The 23343-nt window shown below is 72.1% G+C and carries 17 protein-coding genes; 1 reads left to right on the forward strand and 16 read right to left on the reverse strand.

All coding sequences use genetic code 11. The features are described from left to right. Positions 1–19 precede the first annotated feature (19 nt). The 6 genes from hemN to ugpE form a co-directional block, all read right to left on the reverse strand. Positions 20–1366: an oxygen-independent coproporphyrinogen III oxidase gene (hemN, locus tag AC2D9U_RS12720; RefSeq protein ID WP_484749457.1), complete on the reverse strand. Its 1347-nt coding sequence runs from the start codon at positions 1364–1366 to the stop codon at positions 20–22. A gap of 46 nt (positions 1367–1412) precedes the next feature. After that, positions 1413–2687, reverse strand: coding sequence for a PAS domain-containing sensor histidine kinase (locus AC2D9U_RS12725; RefSeq protein ID WP_484749458.1), 1275 nt, complete (start codon positions 2685–2687; stop codon positions 1413–1415). Positions 2688–2795: 108 nt separating this feature from the next. Continuing rightward, positions 2796–4910 (reverse strand): ATP-binding protein, encoded by a 2115-nt coding sequence (locus AC2D9U_RS12730; RefSeq protein WP_484749461.1) that lies wholly within the window; start codon positions 4908–4910, stop codon positions 2796–2798. Positions 4911–5144: 234 nt separating this feature from the next. Beyond that, positions 5145–7289, reverse strand: coding sequence for a glycosyltransferase (locus tag AC2D9U_RS12735; RefSeq protein ID WP_484749462.1), 2145 nt, complete (start codon positions 7287–7289; stop codon positions 5145–5147). Positions 7290–7327: 38 nt separating this feature from the next. Next, positions 7328–8389, reverse strand: a complete 1062-nt coding sequence (ugpC, locus tag AC2D9U_RS12740; RefSeq protein WP_484749463.1) for a sn-glycerol-3-phosphate ABC transporter ATP-binding protein UgpC — start codon at positions 8387–8389, stop codon at positions 7328–7330. After that, positions 8389–9288, reverse strand: a complete 900-nt coding sequence (ugpE, locus tag AC2D9U_RS12745; RefSeq protein ID WP_484749465.1) for a sn-glycerol-3-phosphate ABC transporter permease UgpE — start codon at positions 9286–9288, stop codon at positions 8389–8391. Before ugpE ends, ugpC begins: the two co-directional genes overlap by 1 nt. A 107-nt stretch (positions 9289–9395) precedes the next feature. On the opposite strand from ugpE, the gene AC2D9U_RS12750 reads away from it, so the two are divergent. Then, positions 9396–9740 (forward strand): endonuclease domain-containing protein, encoded by a 345-nt coding sequence (locus tag AC2D9U_RS12750; RefSeq protein WP_484749466.1) that lies wholly within the window; start codon positions 9396–9398, stop codon positions 9738–9740. A gap of 59 nt (positions 9741–9799) precedes the next feature. On the opposite strand, the gene ugpA is transcribed toward AC2D9U_RS12750, so the two are convergent. The 10 genes from ugpA to AC2D9U_RS12800 form a co-directional block, all read right to left on the reverse strand. Beyond that, on the reverse strand, positions 9800–10681 hold the full coding sequence (gene ugpA / locus AC2D9U_RS12755; RefSeq protein ID WP_484749468.1) for a sn-glycerol-3-phosphate ABC transporter permease UgpA: 882 nt from the start codon (positions 10679–10681) through the stop codon (positions 9800–9802). Positions 10682–10754: 73 nt separating this feature from the next. Further along, complete coding sequence (ugpB, locus tag AC2D9U_RS12760; protein ID WP_484749470.1) at positions 10755–12104, reverse strand: sn-glycerol-3-phosphate ABC transporter substrate-binding protein UgpB; 1350 nt, start codon at positions 12102–12104, stop codon at positions 10755–10757. Positions 12105–12206: 102 nt separating this feature from the next. Then, positions 12207–13412 (reverse strand): FAD-dependent oxidoreductase, encoded by a 1206-nt coding sequence (locus AC2D9U_RS12765; protein ID WP_484749472.1) that lies wholly within the window; start codon positions 13410–13412, stop codon positions 12207–12209. A 14-nt stretch (positions 13413–13426) separates the two neighbouring features. Further along, positions 13427–14779: an HlyD family type I secretion periplasmic adaptor subunit gene (locus tag AC2D9U_RS12770; RefSeq protein WP_484749473.1), complete on the reverse strand. Its 1353-nt coding sequence runs from the start codon at positions 14777–14779 to the stop codon at positions 13427–13429. After that, on the reverse strand, positions 14776–16437 hold the full coding sequence (locus AC2D9U_RS12775) for an ATP-binding cassette domain-containing protein (RefSeq protein ID WP_484749475.1): 1662 nt from the start codon (positions 16435–16437) through the stop codon (positions 14776–14778). The genes AC2D9U_RS12770 and AC2D9U_RS12775 overlap by 4 nt, the downstream gene beginning before the upstream one ends. Then, a complete protein-coding gene (locus AC2D9U_RS12780) occupies positions 16434–18164 on the reverse strand; it encodes an ATP-binding cassette domain-containing protein (RefSeq protein ID WP_484749477.1) in 1731 nt (576 codons plus the stop codon). The genes AC2D9U_RS12775 and AC2D9U_RS12780 overlap by 4 nt, the downstream gene beginning before the upstream one ends. Positions 18165–18205: 41 nt before the next feature. Next, entirely contained in the window at positions 18206–18913 is a 708-nt protein-coding gene (locus tag AC2D9U_RS12785; RefSeq protein ID WP_484749479.1) for a hypothetical protein, read from the reverse strand. Further along, positions 18897–20276 carry a glycosyltransferase family 4 protein gene (locus AC2D9U_RS12790; protein ID WP_484749481.1) on the reverse strand — a complete coding sequence of 460 codons (1380 nt, stop codon included), beginning with the start codon at positions 20274–20276 and terminating at the stop codon, positions 18897–18899. Before AC2D9U_RS12790 ends, AC2D9U_RS12785 begins: the two co-directional genes overlap by 17 nt. A gap of 104 nt (positions 20277–20380) precedes the next feature. Further along, complete coding sequence (locus AC2D9U_RS12795) at positions 20381–22399, reverse strand: glycosyltransferase (RefSeq protein ID WP_484749483.1); 2019 nt, start codon at positions 22397–22399, stop codon at positions 20381–20383. Between the two features lie 124 nt (positions 22400–22523). Next, positions 22524–23144, reverse strand: a complete 621-nt coding sequence (locus AC2D9U_RS12800) for a calcium-binding protein (protein WP_484749485.1) — start codon at positions 23142–23144, stop codon at positions 22524–22526. Positions 23145–23343: the final 199 nt, after the last annotated feature.

Genomic DNA, 23343 nt, shown 5'->3' on the forward strand with positions numbered 1-23343 from the left:
GGTGTAGGGGCTAACCCCCCTACACCGCGCTGCTGTGCCGGGCGCGGGCGGCGCCGAGATAGGCGTCGAAACAGGCCGCGACATGGCGCACGAAGCGCCGCCCGGCCTCGGTCACGCGCAGATGGCCGGAAGCGATCTCGGCCAGCCCGTCGCGGAACAGCGGCATCAGCCGCGGCTCGACCTCCTGCCACACGGCATGGGGCACGCGCCGCAGGTCGAGGGTCAGGTCGCACATCACGGCGTTGATCAGGTCCCGCCGCAGCCGGTCATCGGCGCTCAGCGTCAGGCCGCGCGCGACCGGCAATTGCCCGGCCTCCACCGCCTTCAGCCAGTCCCGCTCCTCGGGGATGTTCTGCACATAGCCCTGCGGCAGCGCGCCAATGGCCGAGGCGCCAAGGCCGAGCAGCACCGGCGCACGGTCCGTGGTGTAGCCCTGGAAGTTGCGATGGAGCGTGCCCGCCGCCTGCGCCACGGCCATCGGATCCTCCGGCCGGGCGAAATGGTCGAGCCCGATGGCGACATAGCCGGCGGCGAGCAGCACGCGCTCGGCCGTCTCGGCCTGTTCCATGCGGGCCAGCGCGTCGGGCAGCAGCTGCTCGTCGATCGCCTTCTGGTGCGGCTTCATCCAGGGCACATGCGCATAGCCGAAGACCGCCACGCGATCCGCCCCGCAGGCGGCGGCGAAGCGCGCGCTGTCGGCGACATTCACGCTGGTCTGGCCGGGCAGGCCATACATCAGGTCGAAATTGATGCCGGTGAAGCCCGCCGCGCGGAGCTTCGCCACCGCCCCCTCGACCAGCGCGGGCGCCTGCACGCGCCCGATCAGCTTCTGCACCGCGGGCGCCATGTCCTGCACGCCGAGGCTCGCGCGGGTGAAGCCGTGCCGGCGCAGCACGGCGATGGTCTGGTCTTCCAGGATGCGCGGGTCGAGCTCGACTGAAAGCTCGGCATCAGCGGTGAAGCCGAAATCGGCGCGCAGCGCGCCCAGCACCTCATCCAGCTGTGCTGCGCCCAGCGCCGAGGGCGTGCCCCCGCCCAGGTGCAGTGCCTCGACGGGCACGGCGGCGGGCAGGGCGGCGCGCAGCAGGGCGGCTTCCTGCACCAGCCCCGCGGCGTAGCGCGCCTTGCGCGGCAGGCTGCGCGTCACCGCCGTGTGGCAGCCGCAATACCAGCACAGCGACTGGCAGAAGGGGATGTGCAGATACAGCGAGAGCGTATCCCCCGGCGCGACCTGCCCCAGCCAGTCGCGATAGGTCGCGGCCGCCAGCGGCGCGAAATGCGGCGCGGTGGGGTAGGAGGTGTAGCGAGGGAGGTTCTGGCGCGCATAGCGCTCGAGCCTCGTGCGGCGATCGGGAAGGGCGTCCATGGCCACGATGCTGGGCGCGGCGATCCACCCCTGTCCTTGCGGAGGATCAAGCCGAAGCGTTGAAATCCACCGCGTCCTGCGGCGCGGCCTCGGCCTTCGCGCGGCGGAAGGTGAGGGTGAAGACCGCCCCGCGCGCCCGTGTGCCCTGGCGGTTGCACGCCGTGATCTGCCCGCCGAAGCGCTGCAGGATGGTGCGCGAGATGGACAGGCCCAGCCCCGTGCCAATGCCCGGTGGCTTGGTGGTGAAGAAGGGTTCGAAGAGCCGCGCCAGCACTTCCGAGGAAAGGCCAGGGCCCGTATCGGTGACGCGCAGCACAACCGCCTGCTCCCCGATCTCCGCGCGCAGGCTCAGCCGTCGCTGGTCGGCGGGCTGGTCCAGCATGGCGTCGCGCGCGTTCAGCGCCAGGTTCAGCAGCACCTGCTCGACCAGGATCGGCTGGCCGATCACCTTCGGCAGCTCGGGCGGTAGCGCGATCTCCACCGCCACCTCCGCCTCGCGGAGCGCGCCACCGGCCAGGATCATCATGCCCCGGATCGCCGCGGCGAGGTCGATCGGCTCCTCGGTCGCGACATCGACGCGCGAGAAGGCCCGCAACTGCGTGACGATGGCCTTGGCGCGATCCGCCTGGGTCATGATGCGCCGCAGGCGGGAGAGCGCTTCGTCCACCCCATCGGCGCCGGCCTCCAGCGCCTCGGCGGCGTTCTCGGCGGCCAGCGCCATGATGGCGATGGGCTGGTTGAGCTCATGCGCGAGGCCCGCCGCCATCTCGCCCAGCGTGGCGAACTTCGCCGCCGTCGCGGCCTGCAGGGCCAGCAGCCGCTCGGCAGAGACATCCTCCAGCCTGCCCTCCACCACCAGCCCGTCCGGGGTACGGGCGCTGACCGAGAGGCTCTCGCGCAGCCAGAGCCAGCCGCCATCGGGGCGGGCGAAGCGGAAATCGAAGCTTGCCGCCCCCGCACCATCCAGCGCCTGCAGCCCGACCGCCCCGGGGGCGGCGAGGCGCGGGTCGATACTCGATTGGCGCCAGCCCGGGCGCCGCGCGGCTTCCGGTGTCCAGCCGGTCAGCGCCTCGATCCCCGGGCCGATCTCCGTCACCTGGAGGCCGCCACCCGGCGGGATCAGCCCGCGATAGGCAACCTGCGGTCGCGGCGCGTCGGCCGGGGAGACGGCGGGTGGCGCCAGGGTGGCGCCAGGCCGGGCCAGCGCCAAGGCCAGGGCTGCTCCGCTCAACAGGAGGGCTGCGAGCATGCCGAACCAGGCGAGGCGCAGCTCGGGCTCCGGGGCCGGTGTCTGGCCGAACAATGCCAGCGCGCTGAACATCACGCACAAACATGCCATCGTGGGAAGCAAAAACGCCAGACGGCGCATCCAGCAGCTCCATCGCGTGCGGTCGCCACACGCGATAATGGCTGTCGAATGGAGGTGTGATCAACCGCCGGTGGCAGCCGGCCAGCGCGGTGCGGGCGCGGAAGCGTAGGTCTCACGGGAAGGTGATGGCGCCAGGGGCGCGCGGCGGAAGACCAGCAGGAACTCCGCCCCGGCCCCGCCCCCTGGCTCGGCGCCGTCCTGGGCATTGGCGGCGGCGATCCGCCCGCCCAGGCCGCGCATGATGGTGCGCGAGATGGACAGGCCTAGCCCGGTGCCCACGCCCGGCGCCTTGGTGGTGTAGAAGGGCTCGAACAGCCGCTCCAGCACCTCGGCGGTGAAGCCCGGGCCTGAATCGGTGACGCGCAGCGTGACCTCCTCCGCCGCCGGGCCGGGCTCGGCCTCGATGCGCAGGCGGCGCCGCTCGGGCGGGCGTTCCTGCAGCGCGTCGCGGGCGTTGAGTGCCAGGTTCAGCAGCACCTGCTCGATCAGGATCGGCTGGCCGATCACGGGCGGCAGCACATCCGGCAGGCGGATCTGCACCTGCACATTGGCGTCGCGCAGCGCCTGGCCGGCCAGCACCATCATGCCCTGCACGCAGGCGCCCAGATCCACCGGCTCCAGCGCCGAGACATCGACGCGCGAGAAGGCGCGCAGCTGGGTGACGATGGCCTTGGCGCGGTCCGCCTGCGCCATGATGCGGCGCAGCCGGGCCAGCGCATCCGGCACGCCATCCTCGCCCGATTCCAGCGCCTCGGCGGCGTTCTCGGCGGCGAGCGACATGATGGCGATGGGCTGGTTGAGTTCATGCGCCAGCCCCGCCGCCATCTCGCCCAGTGTCGCGAATTTCGCCGCCGCGGCGGCCTGCAGCGCCAGTTCGCGCTCGGCCGAGATGTCCTCCAGCGCGCCGGTGATCTCGGTGCCCTCGGGGCCGCGGCCGAGCACGCGCGCCGTCTCGCGCAGCCACATCCAGCCGCCATCGGCGCGGCGGAAGCGGTATTCGACGCTGGCCTGGACCTCATGGCGCAGCCGGTCGGGCAAATCGGGGCCGAGCGGGAGCGTGGCCATGTCCATCCCGCGGGAACGCCAGCCGGGCCGCAGCGCGGCCTCGGGCAGCCAGCCGGTGAGGCGCTCCACCGCCGGGCCGATCTCGGTCAGGCGGAAGGTCCCGCCGGGTTCGATCAGGGCGCGATAGGCCACGGCGGGCAGGGCTTCGTCCAACCCACGCCCGGGCTCGTTCCCGGGGGCGCGGCGCGGGCGGAGCGCGAGGCCGAGCAAAGCGAGGCTGAGCAGCGCTGCCAGCCCATAGGCAAGCCAGCCGGCCTCGGCCACCGCCTGCCGGGCGGTGGCGTCGTCCAGCGCCGCCACCAGCACGAGATCGCCGCCCGGCATGGGGGCTGCGGCGATGGCGAGCGGGTCTTCCTGCCAGCGCGTCTCGCCGCGCTGCGGCGGCGGCCAGGGCAGGCGGGCGCCGCGCGCCGAGGTCGCGACCGGCGAGCCCTCGGCGCGCAGCAGGCCGAGATCGAGCCCCGGCAGCAGCGCCGCCTGGGCCAGCACCTGTTCCAGCCGGCGCGGATCGAGCGCCACCAGGGCGATGCCCGCGAAGCCGCCGCGCGCATCGGCCAGGGGGCGCGTGAGCAGCAGGCTGCGCGGCCCGCCGGGCAGGTCGAGCAGCGCGGGCGAGAGCAGGGGCTCGGCCCGGCCGGCGCGGTGCACGGCGAAGGCCTCGCGCTCGGCGAGCGATGTGCCCTGCAGCGCGGCATGGCTGGCCCAGAGGATGCGCCCGTTGCTGTCGGTGAGCGCGGCGAATTGCAGCCCGTCGCGCCGCAGCAGGTCGGCCAGGGCGCGCTCGGCGGTGGTGAGGGCCGGGCGGTCGGTGCGCAGCGCCGCGGTGTGGCGCGCCTCGGTCGCCACCAGCGCCTCCTGCGCCAGATCCATGAGGGGGGTGAGCAGGGCGCGCGCGGCGCGGGCGGCGCGCTCGACCGTCGCCAGGCTCTCCTGCTGCTGGGCGGTGCCGCGATGGCTGGCATAGCTGGCGGCCAGGGCCCAGCCGAGCGCAGCCAGGACCAGCCCGCTCAGCAGCAGGGGCCAGGGCAGGCGACGGACAGGGCGCGGCGCCTCGACGGCGATGGTTGCGGTCCCCCGATGCGCGCGACGCAGGGCGTCGCGGCAGGCCAAGTCAGGCGGCTGATCCGGTGCCCCGACCCGGGGGGGCGCCGGGGACCACCCCGATTCGCCTGCAATTCTACTTGAGGCGCAAGGGGGAGGCAGCCGGCTGGTGGCGGCTTGGCCACAGGCGTTGCCGGAAAACATCAGCGGCGCTTCGTAACACACGGATCCGGGCCCCCTGCCGCGCCCGGAACTGCCGGGCCGTCGCTGGCTTACGGGGCGCGGCCGCCACTGGATGCAGGATCAGCCCTCGGCGCGTTCCAGCGCGGCGAGGCGCGCGGCGAGGTCATCCTCGCGGCAGAGCATCAGGCCGGTGAGGCCGACGCCGACGCGCCGCTTGGCGCGGTCGCCCAGCATCTCGCCATCCCCGGCATCGAGGTCGATGGCCACGCCATTCTCCCCGGCCCGGCCCTGCAGCACGCAGGCCACCCGCGCGCCGGGTTCGAGCGCCAGGGCGTGCCAGGGCTCGATGGCCGCGCCGCGCAGCCGCAGGCGCAGCGCCGCGCCGCGCGGCGGGGCCTTGAGGTGCAGCAGCACGCGCAGCGCCGTGCCAGGAGGGATGGCGCAGGGCAGCTGCAGCGTCGCCACCCCGTCGCGCGTCCAGGTGCCGTCGGCATCCTGCCACCACCAGCCGAGCCCATGGCGCATCGCCTCCGCCCAGGCGAGGTCGGCCGAGGGCTGGCGCGCCATGCCCACGCCCATCGGCAGGTGCCGGCCCTCGGGCAGCGGCGGCAGCGGGGGCGGGGTTTCGGCGGGGGTGAGCAGGGTCGCGAGCAATTCCTCCGCCGCCTCGGCGAAGCTGCGCCCGGCAGCGGCGCGGTCGATCCGTGCTTCCAGGGAGAGGCGATGCGCCGGGTCCTGGATCAGCCGCGCCAGGGTCTCGACCAGGGCGGGCCGGTCCTGGCCGGGGAAGAACACCGCGCCGGGCGCGCCCGATTCCAGCAGCCCCGAATGCGCCGGCACCACGGCGAGCTTGCCCATGGCGAGGCTCTCGCTGACCGGCAGGCCCCAGCCCTCATGGTAGGAATTGGTGATGGTGAAGAGGCAGCGCGCCGTCAGCCCCGCCAAAGCGAGGTCCGACACGCCGGAAAGGAACTCCACCTTGCGGCGCAACTCGGGCGCGTTCTCGCGCAGCGCGAGCGCGGCCTCGGCCTGCCAGCCGGGGCGGCCGACGCAGAGCAGGCGCGGCACCTGCGCCTCGCCAAGCTGGCGGATCAGGTCGAGCCAGGCCTGGAAGACCAGCAGGTGGTTCTTGCGGCTCTCGATGGTGGCGACGACCAGCACGAAGGGCTCGCCCGGCAGGGGCGCGGGCAGGGCATCGGCGGCGACGGCGGCCGCGGCCGCGTCGGGCAGGGGATCGACGGCGAGGGGAATGACCGTCAGCGGCGGCTGGCGCGGCAGGGCGGCCATATAGCGTGCGCGATCGGCCGCGGTGGCCCGCGAATTCGCCAGCAGCGCATCGGCCTGCAGCGCGAGTGCCGAGAACCAGCGCGCATAGAGCCGCACCGTCAGGTCCAGGCAGTGCTCGGGCATGGCGAGGGGCACGCAATCATGCACGAAGGCGACGTAGCGCAGCGCGACCTCCGCGCGCAGCAGGCGCAGGCCGCGGAAGTAGTCCTCGATGCCCCAGGCATTGCCGAGCGAGGTCAGGGTGCAGCCATCGACCAGCGGCGCGTCGGGCCGGGCATCGGGCTGGAACAGCGCGGCGGTGGCGCCGCGCCAGGCGAGGTCCTCCTCCCGCGCGCCGGAACGCGCCAGGGCAAGCACGCGGCGGAAGGCCGCTTCCTCGACATGCCACCAGCGCCAGGCGGAGGGGTCGTAGCAGACCAGCACGATGGGCAGCGGCCGCGTGGGGCGGGCCAGCAGCGCGCCGAGGAAGCCCATCTGCACGCGCTGGATCCCCGTGGGCGTGCGGCTGTCCTTCACATAGTCCAGCAGGTCGGTGACATCGAAGGCGAGCTGGGTGGGCGGGCCGCTGGGGGCCGGGCGCGGCGCGGGGGGCGCGGCGTCGGGGTCCATGCGGCGATGGCGGCTGAGCGCGACTTCACGCCGCAGCAGCGGGTTGTCGGGGTCGAGCGCATGGGCCGCGTGCATGGCGGCGGCGGATTCCGCCCCGCGGCCGAGCAGGCGCAGCGCGTGGCCCTCCTGCAGGCGCGGATCGGCGGCCAGCGGCGCGAGGGCGCCGGCATGGCGGTAATGGCCGATGGCGTCCTCGACTTCGCCGAGTTCCTTCACCGCATGGCCGAGCTGGACATGCAGCTCCCAATGCTGGGGGCGGAGCGCCAGGTAGTCGCGATAGGCCTCGGCGGCCTCGGCCCAGCGGCGTTCGTCGCGCAGCGCATCGGCGCGGGCGCGGATCTGCTCCGGGCTGGGCGTGTCTTCGGGCATCACGCCTGCGTACGGCGCGGCGGGCTGCCCGTCCACGCTCAACCCATCCGCACGCCGGCCTCGTCGAAGACGTGCCACGCGGTGGGGGGCAGGTGCACCGGCAGGCTGGCGCCGATCTCGCCGGCGGCGAGCGGCAGGCGCGCGGTCAGCACCTCGCCGCCGGGCAGGCGGCCATGGATCACGGTCTCGCTGCCGAGCGGCTCGATCAGGTCGATCTGCAGCGGCAGCCCGCCCTCGGCCACCACCACATGTTCGGGGCGGATGCCGATGGTGAGCTTCTGGCCCTCGGCGCCCAGCCGCGGCGCATCGGCGAAGGGCGCGGTCGGGCCGGCCTTCAGCGCGGCGCCGGCGCCGCCCAGGGCAAGGCTCGCGCTCAGGAAGTTCATGGCGGGCGAGCCGATGAAGCCCGCGACATAGGTGTCCGCCGGCCGGCCCCAGACCTCCATGGGCGAGGCCACCTGCGCGGCGCGGCCCTTGTGCATCACCACCAGCCGGTCGCCCAGCGTCATCGCCTCCACCTGGTCATGCGTCACGAAGAGCGAGGTGACGCCGAGCCGCTTCTGCAGCCGGCGGATCTCCGCGCGCATCTGCACGCGCAGCTTGGCATCGAGGTTGGAGAGCGGTTCGTCGAAGAGGAAGAGCTTGGGCTCCCTCACCACGGCGCGGCCCATCGCCACGCGCTGGCGCTGCCCGCCCGAAAGCTGGCGCGGCTTGCGGGTGAGAAGCTGCGAGATCTCGAGCATCTCGGCCGCCTCATGCACGCGGCGCTTGATCTCGCTGGCCGATTGACCGCGGATCTTCAGGCCATAGGCCATGTTGTCGAAGACGGTCATGTGCGGATAGAGCGCGTAGTTCTGGAACACCATGGCGATGTCGCGGTCCGCGGGCTCGAGCGCGGTGACGTCGCGGCCATCGATGCGCACCGTGCCCGAACTCGGGGATTCGAGGCCGGCGACGATGCGCAGCAGGGTGGATTTGCCGCAGCCCGAGGCGCCGACGACGACGATCATCTCGCCATCCGCCACGTCGAGGTCGATGCCGTGCAGCACCTGCGTGGCGCCGAACTGCTTCTTGACGGAAGTCAGGGTGAGCGTTGCCATTACTTTTCCGTCTCCGTCAGGCCCTTGACGAACCAGCGCTGCATGAGGACGACCACGGCGACGGGCGGCACCATGGCCAGCACGGCGGTGGCCATGATGATGTTCCACTCGTTCTGCGCGTCGCCGCTGCCGATCATCTTCGTCATGCCGACCACCACCGTCTCGAGGTCCTTGTCCGAGACGATGAGCAGCGGCCAGAGATACTGGTTCCAGCCATAAATGAAGAGGATGACGAAGAGTGCGGCGATGTTGGTGACGCTCAGCGGCAGCACGACATCCTTGAAGAAGCGCAGCGGGCCGGCGCCGTCGATCTTCGCGGCTTCCACATACTCGTCGGGGATGGTGAGGAAGAACTGCCGGAACAGCAGCGTGGCGGTGGCCGAGGCGATCAGCGGCACGACAAGGCCCGACATCGAGTTGATCAGGCCCATATTCACCATGACCTCGAAGGTCGGGATGATGCGCACCTCGACGGGCAGCATGAGCGTGATGAAGATCAGCCAGAAGGCGATCATGCGGCCGGGGAAGCTGAAGAAGACGACCGCATAGGCCGAGAGCAGGGAGATCGCGATCTTCCCCACGGCGATCAGCACGGCCATGTTCAGGCTGTTCCACAGCATGATCCAGGCCGGCACGCCGCCGGTGGTGCGCACGGCGGCGCCGCCGGTGAGCCAGGCGGAGACATAGTTGGCGATCGCCTCGCCCCCGAACCACAGCGGCACCTCGCCGCGGCCGATCGTGTTCACGTCATGGGTCGAGCCCACCACGGTGATCCAGATGGGGAAGGCGAAGACCAGCACGCCGAGCGCGAGGATGAGATGCGCCACATAGCGCCCCATCGCCTGCCGCCGCGCGGTGGCGCGGGCGAGGGCAAGGTCATCGGCGACCGAGGTGCTCATCGGGCGACCTCGCGCACGAAGCCCTCTCCCCCCGCGGGGGGGAGAGGGTTGGGTGAGGGGGGCTTGCAGTAGCGTCGTGACCGCGCGGCGCGATAGGCTGCCGCGCCATGCCCGAAACCTCGGCACACCGCCGCGCGCGCCAGCTTCGTGTCCTCGCCAGCGAGGCGGAACGAAGGCTGTGGATGGCACTTCGCAGCCGGCAACTGGATTTCAAGTTTCGCCGACAACACCCCATTCCCCCCTACACCGCCGATTTCGCCTGCGTTGAGGCAAGGCTGGTGGTCGAGGTCGATGGCGGGCAGCACGGCGCCGCGCGCGATGCCTTGCGCGACGCCGCCATGGAAGCGGCGGGTTGGCGCGTGATGCGCTACTGGAACAACGAGATCGCTTCCAATCTCGATGGCGTCCTGCTGGCGATCGTGGAGGCGGCGCGGCTGCGCGTACATCGCTGAGACCCCCTCACCCAACCCTCTCCCCCCGGCGGGGGGAGAGGGCTTTGCGACCGTGCACATCAGTAATGCACCTTCTTCTCGATGAAGCGGAACTGCACCGCGGTCAGCACGATGACGATGCCCATCAGGATCACGCTCTGCGCCGCGCTCGAGCCGAAATTCAGGTTCTGCACGCCGTCCACATAGACCTTGTAGATCAGCGTCGTCGTCGCCTGGCCGGGGCCGCCCTGGGTCAGGGCGTGGATCGTGCCGAAGGTGTCGAAGAAGGCGTAGACGATGTTGACCACCAGCAGGAAGAAGGAGGTGGGTGCGAGCAGCGGGAAGATGATGGTCCAGAAGCGCCGCACCGGGCGCGCGCCGTCGATGGCCGCGGCTTCCAGCACGGATTTCGGGATGCTCTGCAGCCCGGCGAGGAAGAAGATGAAGTTGTAGCTCACCTGCTTCCAGGCGGCGGCGAGGATGACCAGCAGCATCGCCTGGTCGCCATTCACCTTGTAGTCCCAGGGGATGCCGATGCCGTTCAGGAAGCGCCCGAACAGGCCGATCTGCGGGTGGAACATGAACAGCCACAGCACGGCGGCGACCGCCGGGGCCACGGCATAGGGCCAGATCAGCAGGGTCTTGTAGGCATCCGCCCCGCGGATCGCCTTGTCCGCCTGCACGGCGAGGAACAGCGCGGCCCCCAGCGCGATCACCGCGACCGAGGTGGAGAAGATCACCGTGTTCCAGCCGGCGGCCAGGTAGTTGGGGTCGGCCAGCACATCGGTGAAATTCTCGAGGCCGACGAATTCACGCGACAGGCCGAAGGCGTCCTCGCGCAGGAAGGAGCCGTAGATCGCCTGCCCCGCCGGCCAGAAGAAGAAGATGCCGGTGATGACGAGTTGCGGCAGCAGCAGCAGCCAAGGCAGCGCGGTCCCCTTGAAGATGACCTTCTTGCGCAAGTGCGTCGTCCCCCGGTTGCACGAAAAAGGGGTGGGCGCCGCGCCCACCCCTTCTGGTCAGGTCAGGCCTGCATCAGCCGCCGCGGTTCTGGCGCTCGAAGTTGCGCAGCACCACGTTGCCGCGCGTGACCGCGTTGTTCATCGCCTGCTCCGCGGTCTGCTGGCCCTGGAAGGCGCGCTCCAGCTCCTCCTGGATGATGGTGCGGATCTCGACGAAGCCGCCCAGGCGGATGCCCATCGAGTTCTCGGTCATCTGCCCGCCACCGCGCAGCATCTGCTGGATGGGGATGTCCGCGCCGGCGTTCTGCGGCTGGTTGTAGAAGCCCGTGGCGCGGACCTGCTCGAAGGCCGTGCGGGTCACGGGCAGGAAGCCCGTATCCGTGTGCCACTTCGCGGCCACTTCGGGGCGCGCGATATAGGCGAAGAAGGCGGCGACGCCGCGCAGCTCGGCGGCGCTGCGCGTCGCGTTCGGGCCGCGGTTCATCGTCCAGAAGCTCGCACCGCCGATGATCGAGTTGATCGGCGTCGTGCCCTCGTAATAGGGCAGCTGCGCGACACCCCAGGCGAACTGCGCCTCACGCTGGATGCGCGCGCGCAGGCCGGAGGAGGCGAAGATGATGGCGCATTCGCCCGAGGGGAACAGCGCATCCGCCGCGCCGTCGCGCCCGCCGTAGCGGAACAGGCCGTCGCGCTGCCACTGCACCAGGTTCGTCATGTGACGGACCATCAGCGGGTTGTTGATGCGCAGCTCGGCGTTCAGCCCGCCGAAGCCGTTGCCCTGGGTGGCGAGCGGGATGTTGTGGATGGCGGAGAACTGCTCCACCTGCGTCCAGGTCGGCCAGGCCGAGGTCATCGGGCAGGCCACGCCGGCGGCCTTGAGCGCCTGCGCGGCGGCGGCCACCCCTTCCCAGGTCTGCGGGAAGGCATCCGGGTTGAGGTTGGCGCGGCGGAAGGCGTCCTTGTTGTAGAACACCACGGAGGTCGAGCTGTTGAACGGCATCGACATCATCCGCCCGTCGGAGAGGCTGTAGTAGCCGCGCACGCCGGGCAGGTAGTCCTGGAAGTTGATGTTCGTGTTGGTTTCGGCCAGCAGCTCATGCAGCGGCTTGATGGCGCGGCCGGCGGCCATCATGGTGCCGGTGCCGACCTCGAACATCTGCACGATGTGCGGCGCCTGGTTGGCGCGGAAGGCGGCGATGGCGGCGACCATCGTCTCGGGGTAGCTGCCGCGGAAGCTGGCCACCACGCGGGTGTGGTTCTGGCTGGCGTTGAAGTCGGCGGCGATCTGCTCGAGCATCCCGCCCAGCGGCTGGGTCAGCCCGTGCCAGAAGGTGATCTCGGTCGGCGCTTGCGCCACGGCGGGCGCGGCGAAGTGCATGCCGGCCAGCGCGACGGCGCCAGCCATGATGGTACGGCGAAACATCGGCCTCTCTCTCCCCAGGTGAGTTGGTCGCGGGCACCTAGCCGGCACGCGTTGCGTCGCTTTTACATTTTTATGACAGAGCGGTGAAGGGGAGAGTCCGCCTCAGGCAACGGTGGCGGCCAGCCGCAGCCCGGTGATCATCGAACTGCGCAGCAGGTGCTCGCGGGCCTTCACCGGGTCCCCGGCGGTGGCCTGCAGATCGGCCAGCAGGGCGGCGCGCTTCGCCGGATCGCGCTCACGCATCCGCGCGCGGTTGCGATCCGCCTGGGCGATGATCTCGCGCTTCGCCACGGGCTGGCGGCGGCGCGTGTAGCGGTCGAGCAGGGATTCGTCCGCCTCGCCGCGCAGGATGGGCAGCAGCGTGGCGGCCAGTTCCATCGCGTCATGGATGCCGCCATTCATGCCCATGCCCCCGGCCGGGCTGTTGAGATGCGCGGCATCGCCCGCCAGCACCAGCCGGCCCAGGCGGTAATTCTCCACGATGCGCTGGTGCACCCGATAGGGGCGTAGGTCCGGCACGTCATAGGGCGTGGGCTTGGGGTGGATCGCCTGCAGCTTGCGCTCGATCGCCGCCGGTTCCAGCGCCTCCTCCACCGATTCGCCGGGCGCGGGGTAGAGGCTCGCGCGCCACTTCCCCGGCACGCGCAGCAGCGAGAAGGTGCCGCTGAAGGCCGCGTGCTCGGTCCAGACGTAGTTGACGTTGGACAGGCCCTCGAACACTTCGTGGAAGGGGAAGGTGGTGGTGGCGAGGATGGTGGTCTCGGGATAGGTGTCGCCCGGGAAGTCGAGCCCCATGGCGCGCCGCACCACGGAACGCGCGCCGTCGCAGCCGATGGCATAGGGCACGCGCAGCGGCGCGAATCCCTCGCCGCTCAGCGTCACGCCATCCGCATCCTGCACCACGGATTCGACGCGCGCGTTGAACACGACATCGACGGCACCGGCATGTTCTGCCGCGAGCCTCGCGAGGATGATGCGCGAGAGCTTCCACTGCTCGGCCTGCAGCCGGTAGGGATGCGCCGTGTCCTCCTTCAGCAGCGAGAGGTCGAACAGCGCGCGCGCGCCATCCTCATGCCGCCGGATCTGCCAGTGCGGCGTCACCAGCCCCTGCGCGATCAAGGGTGCTGCGACGCCGAGTTCGTCGAGCATGTCGAGCGAGGGCGGGTGGAAGGTGCTGGCGCGCAGCGCCTCGGAGATGTCGGACTCCGCCTCCAGCACCGTGCTGGCGACCCCCAGGGTGGCGAGCTTCAGCGCCAGCACCAGGCCCACCGGGCCGGCGCCGACGATCGCCACGCGCAACTCGCTCATCCTCGATCCCCCGCTCAATCCCTCAGCGCGCGGCGCATCGAATCACGGATCGGCGCGGTCAGGTAGTCCAGCGCGCTGCGCGTCTCGCCCAGCACGAAGACCTCCGTCGGCATGCCGGCATTGAGCCGCAGGCCGGGGATGCGCTGCACCTCGCCGGGGTCGATCTCCGCGCGGGCAAGGAAGAACACATTGCCCTGCTGGTCGGTCTGCTGGTCGGCCGAGACATAGGTGAGGTGCCCGGCCAGCAGCGGCGTCGTGCGCACGCGCAGCGCCGTGAGGCGGATGTTCACCCGGCTGCCCACCGCCAGCTGCTCGACATCGGTCGGCGCCACCTTCGCCTCGACGATCAGCCGGTCATCGACCGGCAGCAGGTCCAGCACCGGCTGGCCGTCGGTGATGCTGCTGCCGGGGGTGACGAAGCGGATATCGGTGACGATGCCCGGCTCGGGGGCGAGGATGTCGCGCCGGCCACGCACATTCTCCGCCGCCAGCACGCGCTGCTCGGCCTCCACCAGCTGCTGCTGCGCGTCCTGCAATTCGCGCGCGATCTCCTGCGCGCGGGTCAGGCGGAAGGCGGAGAGCTCGAGCTCGGCCTGGGCGATGGATTGGCGGAACTGCGCCTCCTGCGCCGCGTAGAGGCCGATATCGCCGATCGCCTGCGCCTCCAGCCGTTCCAGCTCACGCACCCGGCTCATCAGCGCGAAGCCGTCGCGCGCAAGGGGGCGCTGGCCGGCGAGGTCGGCGCGCAGGGAGGCGAGGCGGGAATTCGCCGCCACGCGCTGCGCCGTGGCCGCCACCAGCTTCTCCCGCTCCACGCCGATCTTGCGTTCCAGGACCGAGACATTGCCGTCGAAGGTCTCCCACCGGGCGCTGAACAGCCGGCGCTCGGCCGCCAGGATGGAGGCCAGCGCCACATCGCCCTGCGCGGCCGCCACCAGTTCGGGCGGCGGGGTGAATTGCCGCTGGTCCGCCTGCTCGGCGCGCAGCCGGGCAAGGCGCGCCCCGAGGGTGAGCGCCTGCGCGCGCGCCTGGGCGGCGGCGGCCTCGGCCACGGTGGGGTCGAGCCGCAGCAGCACTTGGCCGGTCTCCACGCGCTGGCCCTCGCGCACCAGCAATTGCTGCAGGATCCCCGGTTCGGAGAGCAGGATGGATTTGCGCCGCCCCTCGGCCACCAGCTGGCCCGAGGCCACGACCGCGCGCTCGATCGGCGTGATCGCCGCCCAGAACAGCAGGCCGCCGCAGCCCAGCACCAGCAGCAGCAGCGCACCGCGCATGATCCGCTGCACGGAAGGCAGCGCGGCCGCCGCCTCGGCCTCCGCGAAGGAGAGGGGGATGGATTTCGGCCCGCCCAGCCGCGCCGTGCTCATCGTCCGGATTCCAGTTGAAAGCTGCCGCCGCGGCCAAGCCGCAGCACCTGGTCCATATGGCCCTGCCAGAGGTTCGGGTCATGGCTGACCACGAGGCAGGCCGCGCCCGCCGCGCGCGCCGCCAGCACCGCCGCGCGGGCGGCCTCGCGCCCCTGCGCGTCCAGCCCGGCCTCGGGCTCATCCAGCACCAGCAGCGCGGGGTTGCCGTAGAGCGCGCGGGCCAGGCCGATCATGCGCCGCTGGCCCATGGAGAGCCCGCCCGAGGGCCCGGCCTCGGTCGCGTAGCCCTGCGGCAGGCGGCCGATCATCTCATGCGCGCCGGCCAGCCGCGCGGCCTCCACCGCGCCTTCCGGATCCTCCGGGCCGAAGCGGGCGATGTTGTCCAGCACCGAGCCTTCCAGCAGTTGCACATCCTGCGGCAGGTAGCCCAGCCGCGGGCCGAGCAGGCTGCGATCCGCCGCGCGCGTATCGACGCCATCCAGCAGCGCCCGCCCGCCCTCGGTCGGCAGCAGGCCGAGCACGGCGCGCAGGGCCGAGGATTTGCCCGCGCCATTCGGCCCGACCACCAGGGTCAGGCTCTGCGGCGGGCAGGTGAAGGTGAGGTCCGAGAGCACCGGCCGGGTCGCCTCGGGCGGCGTGAAGGTGATGCCCTCCACCACCAGCCCGGCCTGGGCCTCGGGCGCGGGCGGGCGCGGCGGGGGCGGGGCGAAATTGGCGAAGAGCTCATGCAGCCGCCGCCAGGCGAGCGCCGAGAAGGCCCATTCGCGCCAGCCCAGCACGATGCGCGCGATCGGGCTGGTGGCCGAGCCGGTGAGCATCATCGCCGCGATGATGCTGCCCGGCGAGGCCTGGTCGCCCAGCGCCAGCACCACGCCCACCAGCACGATCACGCCCTGCGCGGCGTAGCTGGCGAATTCGGTGATGCCGCGCAGCGCCCGGGCACGCGATTGCGCGGCGTCGCTGCCGGCCAGCGCGCGGGCCTGGGCGGGCTCCCACCGCCGCACCACCGCGCCCAGCATGCCCAGGCCCTCCAGCAGGTCCGATTGCCGCAGCCGGCCCTGGAGTTCGCCCGCCGTCTGCAACTGCCGGTCCGAGGCCTGGCGCAGCATCCCGCGTGTCGTGCGGTCCAGCACCACGCCCAGGATGCCGAGCAACACGCAGGCGGCGCCTGCCACCACGCCATAGACGGGGTGCAGCAGGTAGAGCACCCACAGGCAGATCGGCACCGCCACCATGTCGAACAAATCGGCGATGCCGCTGCCCCCCAGGAAGCGGCGCAGCTCGGCCGTGTCCTGCAGCGCGGCGAGACCCGGCCGGCGGCTGCCGGCGAGCGCGCTGCGCACCGCGGCCTGGAGCGCTTCGATCGACAGGCGCCGGGCGAGGTTCTCGGCCAGCGCCGACATCAGCGCCGCGCGCACCGCGCGCAGCACGCCGGCCATGACCAGGGCGATGACGAAGGCGATGGTCAGCAGCGTCAGCGTATCGAGCGCATTGGCCGTCGCCACGCTGTCGAAGATGTGCATGGTCAGCAGCGGCATGCCCAGCAGGCAGGCCTGGCGGGCGATCGACATGCCCAGCACAACCGCCAGCAGGCGCGAGAAGACCGGCGCCTTGCCGAGCGCGGTCGCGATCTCGCCCGCCGTACCGCCGCGGATCATGCCGCCTCCTCCCGGCCCGGCTTCGGCCCGGCGATGGCCGGCCGGCCGGGCGCGGCCAGGATCTGCCCGCCGCGCAGCACCAGCACGCGATCCGCCGCCTGCAGCAGCGCCGCGCGGTGGGAGGTCAGCAGCACGCCCACGCCCTGGGCGGCCAAATGGCGCAGCGTGCGGATCAGCCGCTGCTCGCCCTCCGCATCCAGCCAGGCGGCGGGCTCATCGAGGATCAGCAGCTTGGGGTCGCCATAGAGCGCGCGGGCGAAGGCCACGCGCTGGCGCTGCCCGGTGGAGAGCGGGCCCTCGGCGCGGATCGGGGTCGCGTAGCCGGCCGGCAGGGCGGTGATGAGCGCATGCGCCTCGGCAAGGCGCGCGGCCTTCAGCACCGCCGCCATGTCCGGCGTGCCGAGCCGGGCGATGGCCTCGGCCACCGTGCCATCGGTCAGCAGCGGGTCCTGCGGCAGGTAGCCGACCTGGCGCGCGAAATCCTCGCGCTCCCACTGGGAGGTCGCGTGGCCATCGAGGAAGCACCCGCCCGCGGCCGGCTTGAGCATGCCCACCGCGATGCGCAGCAGCGTGGTCTTGCCCGAACCCGCGGCCCCCGCCAGCGCCACCACCTCGCCCGGCGCCACCACCATCGAGACCTCGCGCAGCAGCGGCCGCGCCGCACCACGATGCGCCCAGGTCACGCGCTCCATCACGAGGCGCGCCTCGCGCACCGGGAAGGCGGTCGCCGTCTCGGGGTTGCGCTCGGCGCGCAGCAGCCCGTCCAGTCGCTTCCAGGCGGAGAGCGCCGCCGCCCAGTCATGCGCGGAACTGCCCAGACGCGCGAAGGGCGAGACGACCTGCCCGATCACCATCATCGCCAGGATCATGCCGAAGCCGACATTCACGCCGTAGGCGCCGAGCACGGTGCCCACCACCAGCGCGCCGCCGCTCGCGATGCCGGCGATCGTGGCGAGAGCGGCGCCGATCCAGCGTGAGGTCGACTGCGCCTCTGCCAGGGACTCCGCGCTCTCATCCATGCGCTTCTCCCAACGCCGGGCCAGCGCGGCGCGCAGCCCCATCGCCTCCACCGCCTCGGCGCAGCGCATCGCGTCCGCCACCAGGCCCGAGGTGCGCGCATGCGCGTCGTTGGAGGCCAGCAGCGCGCGGCGCATCGCGCGTTCGCCGGCAAAGGAGAGCAGGGCGGAGAGCAGGCAGCAGACCAGCGCCCAGACCGCGAAGGCCCAGTGGAAGATCATCAGCAGCAGGATCATCACCGGCACCAGAACGGCGTCGACGATGGAGGTCAGCAGCGGCCCGGCGAGGCCCCGGCGCAGTTCCTCCACGTCCCGCAGCGCCTGCCCGGCCGCGAGGTCCGACCGGCCCGGCTCGCGCGCGACCGCCAGGACCAGGGGGGCCGCAAGCCGACGCGCGAGGCGGTGCGCGATGGCCAGCAGGCCGAGCTCACGCAACTGGTCGAGGGCCACGAGCAGCGCCACGGCCACGCCGAACACCACGGCGAGGCCCGCCAGCGTCCAGCCATTGCCGGTCGGCAGCACGATCTGCCAGAGGGTCAGCTTGGCGAGCAGCACGCCGAAGGTGGCAAGGCTGATGGCGAAGCCGAGCGCCAGGGTGAGCTTCGCCGCGGCCCAGATCTCGGCGCGCACCACGGTGATGACGTCGCGATCCGGCACCACTTCCGTGGCCGGGCGCGGGCGTTCCCGGCGGTCCCCGGCAATGGCGGCCAAGGGGGCGGAAACCGGTGTGGCGCCACGCCCGCGCATGGCGTCTAGAGCGCCAGCACCAGGGCGAAGGTCGCAAGCGCGCCCAGCCCGAACACCGAGAGCAGCGCGATCAGCACCGCCTGCCAGGTATCCATGCCCGGCTTCGGCGCCACGCGCTCGACGGCCGCGACCTGATGCAACTGCGCCAGCTGGTCATCGAGCCGCGCCACCCAGGCCTCCAGCACCGCGAGGCGCTGCTCGGCCTCCTCCGCCGCGCCCCAGGCGGGGGCGGGGGGGGCCTCGGTCTGCTGCATCGGCAGGGCCGCGAATTGCCCGGCCAGCTCGCCCAGGCGGGTCTCCAGCTCCCGCTGCCCGGCGGCAAGGCGCTCGATCGCCTTGACCATCTGCGGACTGGCCGTGGTGGCCGGGACGCCGCCGCGCTGGAACAGCGGCAGCGGCGCCTCCCCGCCATCGAAGCCGCGCGCGACCGCGACCAGCTCGGCCCGGCGCTCGGCCCAGGCGGGCTTGAGGGGGAAGCGGAAGCCATGGAAGGCATCGCCGATGCCCGCACGCATCAGGTCCGCGCGGTGGCGATCAGCGACGGTGGTGGCCAGAGTCTCCCCATCCAGGCGCAGCTCCACAACCACGCGCTCGGTCGGGTGGGCAGGCTCGAAGGCCCAGCCATCGATGAGCGCGCCGGTCAGCCCATCGACGAAGCCGCGCATGCCCGGCGCGGCACCGGGCGTGGCCTGGGCCTCAGCGGGTTCGGACACGGGCACCTCGCGCGGGCTTCGCCGCCGGCCTGGCTGGCTTCTTCGCGGGCTTCTTCGCGGCGCTCCGGCCGGCCTTCTGCGGCGCGCGCGGCGGCGTGGCCGGGGCGGGCGGGGTCAGGCCGAGCAGGCGGCGATAGAGCGCCAGGTGCTCATCCGCCGCGGCGGCGATGCTGCGCACCGGGCGGATGCCGTCCACCAGCTTCTGCCACAGCCGCGGCTGCTCCACGGCGCGCTGCATCACCGCGGCAAGCCCGGCGCTGTCGCCGACCGGGAAATGCAGGCCATCGATGCCATCACGCACCGATTCCGCCATGCCGCCGACATTGCCGCAGATCACGGGCCGGCCGTGGCGATGCGCCTCCATCGCCACCAGCGGCGCGTTCTCCCACCAGATGGAGGGCATCACCACCCAATCCACCTCGGCCATCTTCGCCGGCAGATCCTCGGCATTGTAGAGGCCGTGATGGCGCGCGGCGGGGGCGGCCTCGACGGCGGCCTTGAACTCGGTGAGGAACTCGTCCGGCTGCCAGGCGGTGCCGCCATGCAGCGCCAGTTCATGCGCCACGCCCAGCTTGCTCAGCCGCGCCGAGGCGCCGAGCGCCACCATCGGGCCCTTGAAGCGGTTCACATGGCCGAAGAAGCCGAAGCGGTCGCGCCGCGCGCCCTGGGGGCCGCCGGCCTGCAGGGGACGATGCGGCGCGACGGGCGCCTCGGCGATGCCGTTGCGCACCACCTCGATCCGCGCCGGATCCCAGCCCGCCGCGACGAAGCGGCCCTTGAGGAATTCGGAGGGCGAGAGGATCAGGTCCACCCCCGCGAAGGCGCCTCGTACGGCGAGTTCGCGCAGCACGAGGTCCGTGCCGCCACGGCCCGGGAAGCAGCGGCGGCAGGCATCGAGGCTCGGGCCCTGGCAGAGCCGGCCATCGGTGGTCAGCAGCTGGCCTTCCTGCGGGCAGAGCGCGAAGAAATCATGCAGCGTGACGATGATCTTCGCCCGCGGCGCGACGCGGCGCACCAGCTCCAGCGTCTCCAGCCCGAAATAGAGGATGTGGTGGAAATGGATGATGTCGGGCGCGAAGCCCGCCACGAAGGGGCCCAGCTCGCCCATGCCCCAGGTGTCGAGCTGGGCGAGGTGGAAGCGGTCGAAATGGCTGAGCCAGACCAGCATCTCGTCCGGGTGGCGCCCGGCGGCCTGGAACAGCGTGCCGGGGCGGCGCTCCCGGTGCTGGCTGGTGACGGCGCCGAGGAAAAGCCCCTCCACCCCATGCCGGTCGCGCAGTTCGCGGAACAGGCCCCGGGCCACGACTTCGGTGCCGCCGGGCTGCAGGTCGGGGTGGTTGTGGCAGAAGACGAGAAGGCGCATCGGGGCGAGGGGCTCACGAAGGGGGCGCGGCCGTCACGGGCCATGTGGAAGTGGCACCGAAACCGGGCCGGGGCGCAAGGGCCGATGGCGGCGGCGGCACGAATTCAGGCGGCGGCGTGGGTCTCGCCCAGGCGCGGGAAGGCCTCCATCAGGGTCTCGATCGTGCTCGCCCAGCGGCGATGGTGCAGGCGCCGGTTGTAGGCCGCGGCGACGGTGCCGGCATAGCCGCCATGCTGGGCGATGGATTGGCGCTCGAAATGGAAAAGCTCGGCCGCCGGTTCGTAGAAGATGCCGTAGCCGGCCTGGCGCAGCCTGAGGCAGAGGTCGCTGTCCTCGTAGTCACCCACGATGTAGTCGGCATGGAAGCCGCCCACGGCATCCCAGGCGGTCCGCCGCATCAGCATCGCGGCCCCGGTGACGCCGGGCGTGAAGCGCGGCCGGTTCGCTTCCGGGTAGTGACGCGGGAAGCCTTTGAAATAGTGACAATTGTACCAGTCATCGAGCGGCCCGCGGGCGAAATACAGCCCGGCATGCTGCAGCGAGCCATCATCGAACATCAGCTTCGGCCCGACGCAGCCGATGCTGGGATCGTCTGCCAGCCTCGCGAGCAGCGGCGTGAGCCAGCCGGGCCGGTCGGGGATCACGTCCGAATTCAGCTGCAGCAGTGCCGGGGCGGTGGCGAGGCCCGCGCCGGAGTTGCACGCGGTGGCGTAGCCGGCGTTGCGGCCGTGCAGTGCCAGGGTCACGGGCAATTCCGTCAGCCCGCAGATGCCGCGAAGCAGATGCTCGGCCTCGCCGCGCTGCTCGGGGCTGTCCAGCACCATGATGATCTCGCTGGCGCGCAGCATCGGGTCGCGCGCGAAGGCGGCGACCTGGTGGCGCACGAAGCGGAGGTTGCGATAGAGCGGGATCACCACCGAAACCGGCGGGTCCTTCGGCCGCGTGCCGATCTGCACGACCTCAAGCCCGACGGGTTCGGCCGAGGCGGCGCGATGCAGCCGCGCGGCGGGGGGCGAGAGGCAGCGATCCAGCATCTCGGGCCCGACATCCAGCGGATTGACGCTGCGCAGCACGGCCTCGCGCGCCTGGGCGGCGGGCAGCAGGGCGGGGCCGGCGACAAGTTCGATGGCGTCGCCTGAGCCAAGCGCGACCTCGACCCGCCATTGCGCCACCGGGCCGGGGCCGGCATCGGGGATGTGCACGGCGAAGCCGGGCCGTGGGTCGGGGTTGCCGAAGGGCGCCTGCTCGAAGCGCTTGACCACGTCGGGCCGGCTGGCCGGGAACAGCGCGGACATGGGCACGGGGATGGCGCCGAAGGGCCCGCGCAGGGTCAGGCCGCGGATCAGCTTCAGCGGGTCGTGCATCCAGCCCACCAGGAACACGCCGCCCCCCTGGTCGGAGATGGCGCGGTCGATGGCGGCGGCGACGGCATTGGCGGGCTCGGCCGCCGCGCGGGGCGGGGCCATGGCGAGGACCTGCGAATCGCGGATCGCGTCCTGGCACCAGGGTTCCTGGGTGTAGCGCCGCAGCGCGGCGAAGGCCTGGCGCATCAGCCCCGGTGGAGCGCCGCCACCCTGGCGGGCCAGTTCGACGAGGCTCGGCGGGGCCGGCAGGCCGGCGGGCAGCAACAGGGGCAGGGAGTCGGCGCGCAGCAGCAGCCCCCCCGGCGCGCCGGGGGGCATCGGGGTCAGCCCCGCCTCGGGCTCCGGCACCCGGGCCAGCGCCTGGGGTGTGAGCAGCCAGCCCCCCTGGTCGGCCCGCCAGAGTTGCCGCCCCAAGCTGAGGCTGACCATGGGGCGCATGCCCTCGGGCGCCGCGGGGGCGAGGCGGCGGGCGAGGGTGAAGAAATCCGCCAGGAAGCCGGTATCGCCTGCGGCGCGCAGGGGGCCGGCCGCCTTGCTGGCGATCAGCGCAAGCAGGCGCGGCACGCCCGCGAGGCGCTCGGCCAGAAGGGCCAGCGGCTCGGCAGGGCCGAGCTGCATCCAGTCCGAGGCACCGCCACGCAGGAAAAGCGCGCCGTCCGGGGCGCGCAGGAGCAGAAGCGCCTGGCCATCGGCAATGGCGAGTTGCGAGGCGGCGCGGAAGGGCGCGCCTGCCTCGCCACGAAATTCGAGCCCCCGCAAGATTTCGGCCGTGCCCTCTACGAGCACGGCCGCGATCTCGGCACCAAGCCGGAAAACATGGGCTGTCGTTGGGGAGGGGGGCCGGGGCTGCCCCTCCGCGCCTTGGCTGCTCAAGGCAGGGGGATCAGACGATCTGGACGATCGAGTTGATGTTCGCCGCCACGTCGCCCACGCCGATGCCCTGCAGCGTGATGCTGTCGCCGCCCAGCGTGATCACGGCGTTGCCGAAGCCATCGGCGCTGATGAAGGGCAGCAGGTCGCCCGGCAGGGCCACGCCCGAGCCATTGATGTTGCCCGCGATCTGCAGCACGTCCTGGCCGATCTGGAAGCCGATGATGAGGTCGTTGCCGAAGCCATCCTCGAACTCGAAGGCATCCGCGCCGTTGCCGCCGGCCATCACGTCGTTGCCCGCGCCACCGATCAGGCTGTCCTGGCCACCCTGGCCGAGCAGCGTGTCGTTGCCGCTGCCGCCGATCAGCGTGTCGGCGCCCGCGCCGCCGAACAGGCCGTCATTGCCCTGCTCGCCATAGATGCGATCCGCCCCGCCCTCACCGAACACGACATCCGCGCCGGTGCCCGCGAGAACGACGTCGTCGCCGCCGCCGCCGAGCACGGTGTCATTGCCGCCGAGAGCCGCGATCACATCGTCGCCGCCGCGCCCGTCGATGAAATTGTTCTGGTCATGGACCGTCGGCGTAAGGGCCTCATCGCCGCTGCCACCGTAGATTGAAGCGAAGCCGGACATGAGGAGCCTCCAAACCGGATGGGAAGAGCGCGTTAGCGCCCCTGACCTTTGCAATCATTAAGAACCGACTGCGGGGGAAGTCAACCGATTTTCGCGGTCGAGCGACTTGGCCGGGCCGGGGCCGCATTGAGCTAAGTATCTGAAAAGGCTTCATGGGATCAAGGCTGCCGCCCCCTGAGACAGGGTCTTCTTGCGGCGC

This window comes from Roseomonas sp. TF40 (genome assembly GCF_057219975.1).

What these genes read in the sequence shown, in the direction of transcription:
- hemN (WP_484749457.1), bottom strand. Translation starts at nt 1,366, where the DNA reads ATGGACGCCCTTCCCGATCGCCGCACGAGGCTCGAGCGCTATGCGCGC.
- AC2D9U_RS12725 (WP_484749458.1), bottom strand. Translation starts at nt 2,687, where the DNA reads ATGTTCAGCGCGCTGGCATTGTTCGGCCAGACACCGGCCCCGGAGCCC.
- AC2D9U_RS12735 (WP_484749462.1), bottom strand. Translation starts at nt 7,289, where the DNA reads ATGCCCGAAGACACGCCCAGCCCGGAGCAGATCCGCGCCCGCGCCGAT.
- ugpC (WP_484749463.1), bottom strand. Translation starts at nt 8,389, where the DNA reads ATGGCAACGCTCACCCTGACTTCCGTCAAGAAGCAGTTCGGCGCCACG.
- ugpE (WP_484749465.1), bottom strand. Translation starts at nt 9,288, where the DNA reads ATGAGCACCTCGGTCGCCGATGACCTTGCCCTCGCCCGCGCCACCGCG.
- AC2D9U_RS12750 (WP_484749466.1), top strand. Translation starts at nt 9,396, where the DNA reads ATGCCCGAAACCTCGGCACACCGCCGCGCGCGCCAGCTTCGTGTCCTC.
- ugpB (WP_484749470.1), bottom strand. Translation starts at nt 12,104, where the DNA reads ATGTTTCGCCGTACCATCATGGCTGGCGCCGTCGCGCTGGCCGGCATG.
- AC2D9U_RS12765 (WP_484749472.1), bottom strand. Translation starts at nt 13,412, where the DNA reads ATGAGCGAGTTGCGCGTGGCGATCGTCGGCGCCGGCCCGGTGGGCCTG.
- AC2D9U_RS12770 (WP_484749473.1), bottom strand. Translation starts at nt 14,779, where the DNA reads ATGAGCACGGCGCGGCTGGGCGGGCCGAAATCCATCCCCCTCTCCTTC.
- AC2D9U_RS12775 (WP_484749475.1), bottom strand. Translation starts at nt 16,437, where the DNA reads ATGATCCGCGGCGGTACGGCGGGCGAGATCGCGACCGCGCTCGGCAAG.
- AC2D9U_RS12790 (WP_484749481.1), bottom strand. Translation starts at nt 20,276, where the DNA reads ATGCGCCTTCTCGTCTTCTGCCACAACCACCCCGACCTGCAGCCCGGC.
- AC2D9U_RS12800 (WP_484749485.1), bottom strand. Translation starts at nt 23,144, where the DNA reads ATGTCCGGCTTCGCTTCAATCTACGGTGGCAGCGGCGATGAGGCCCTT.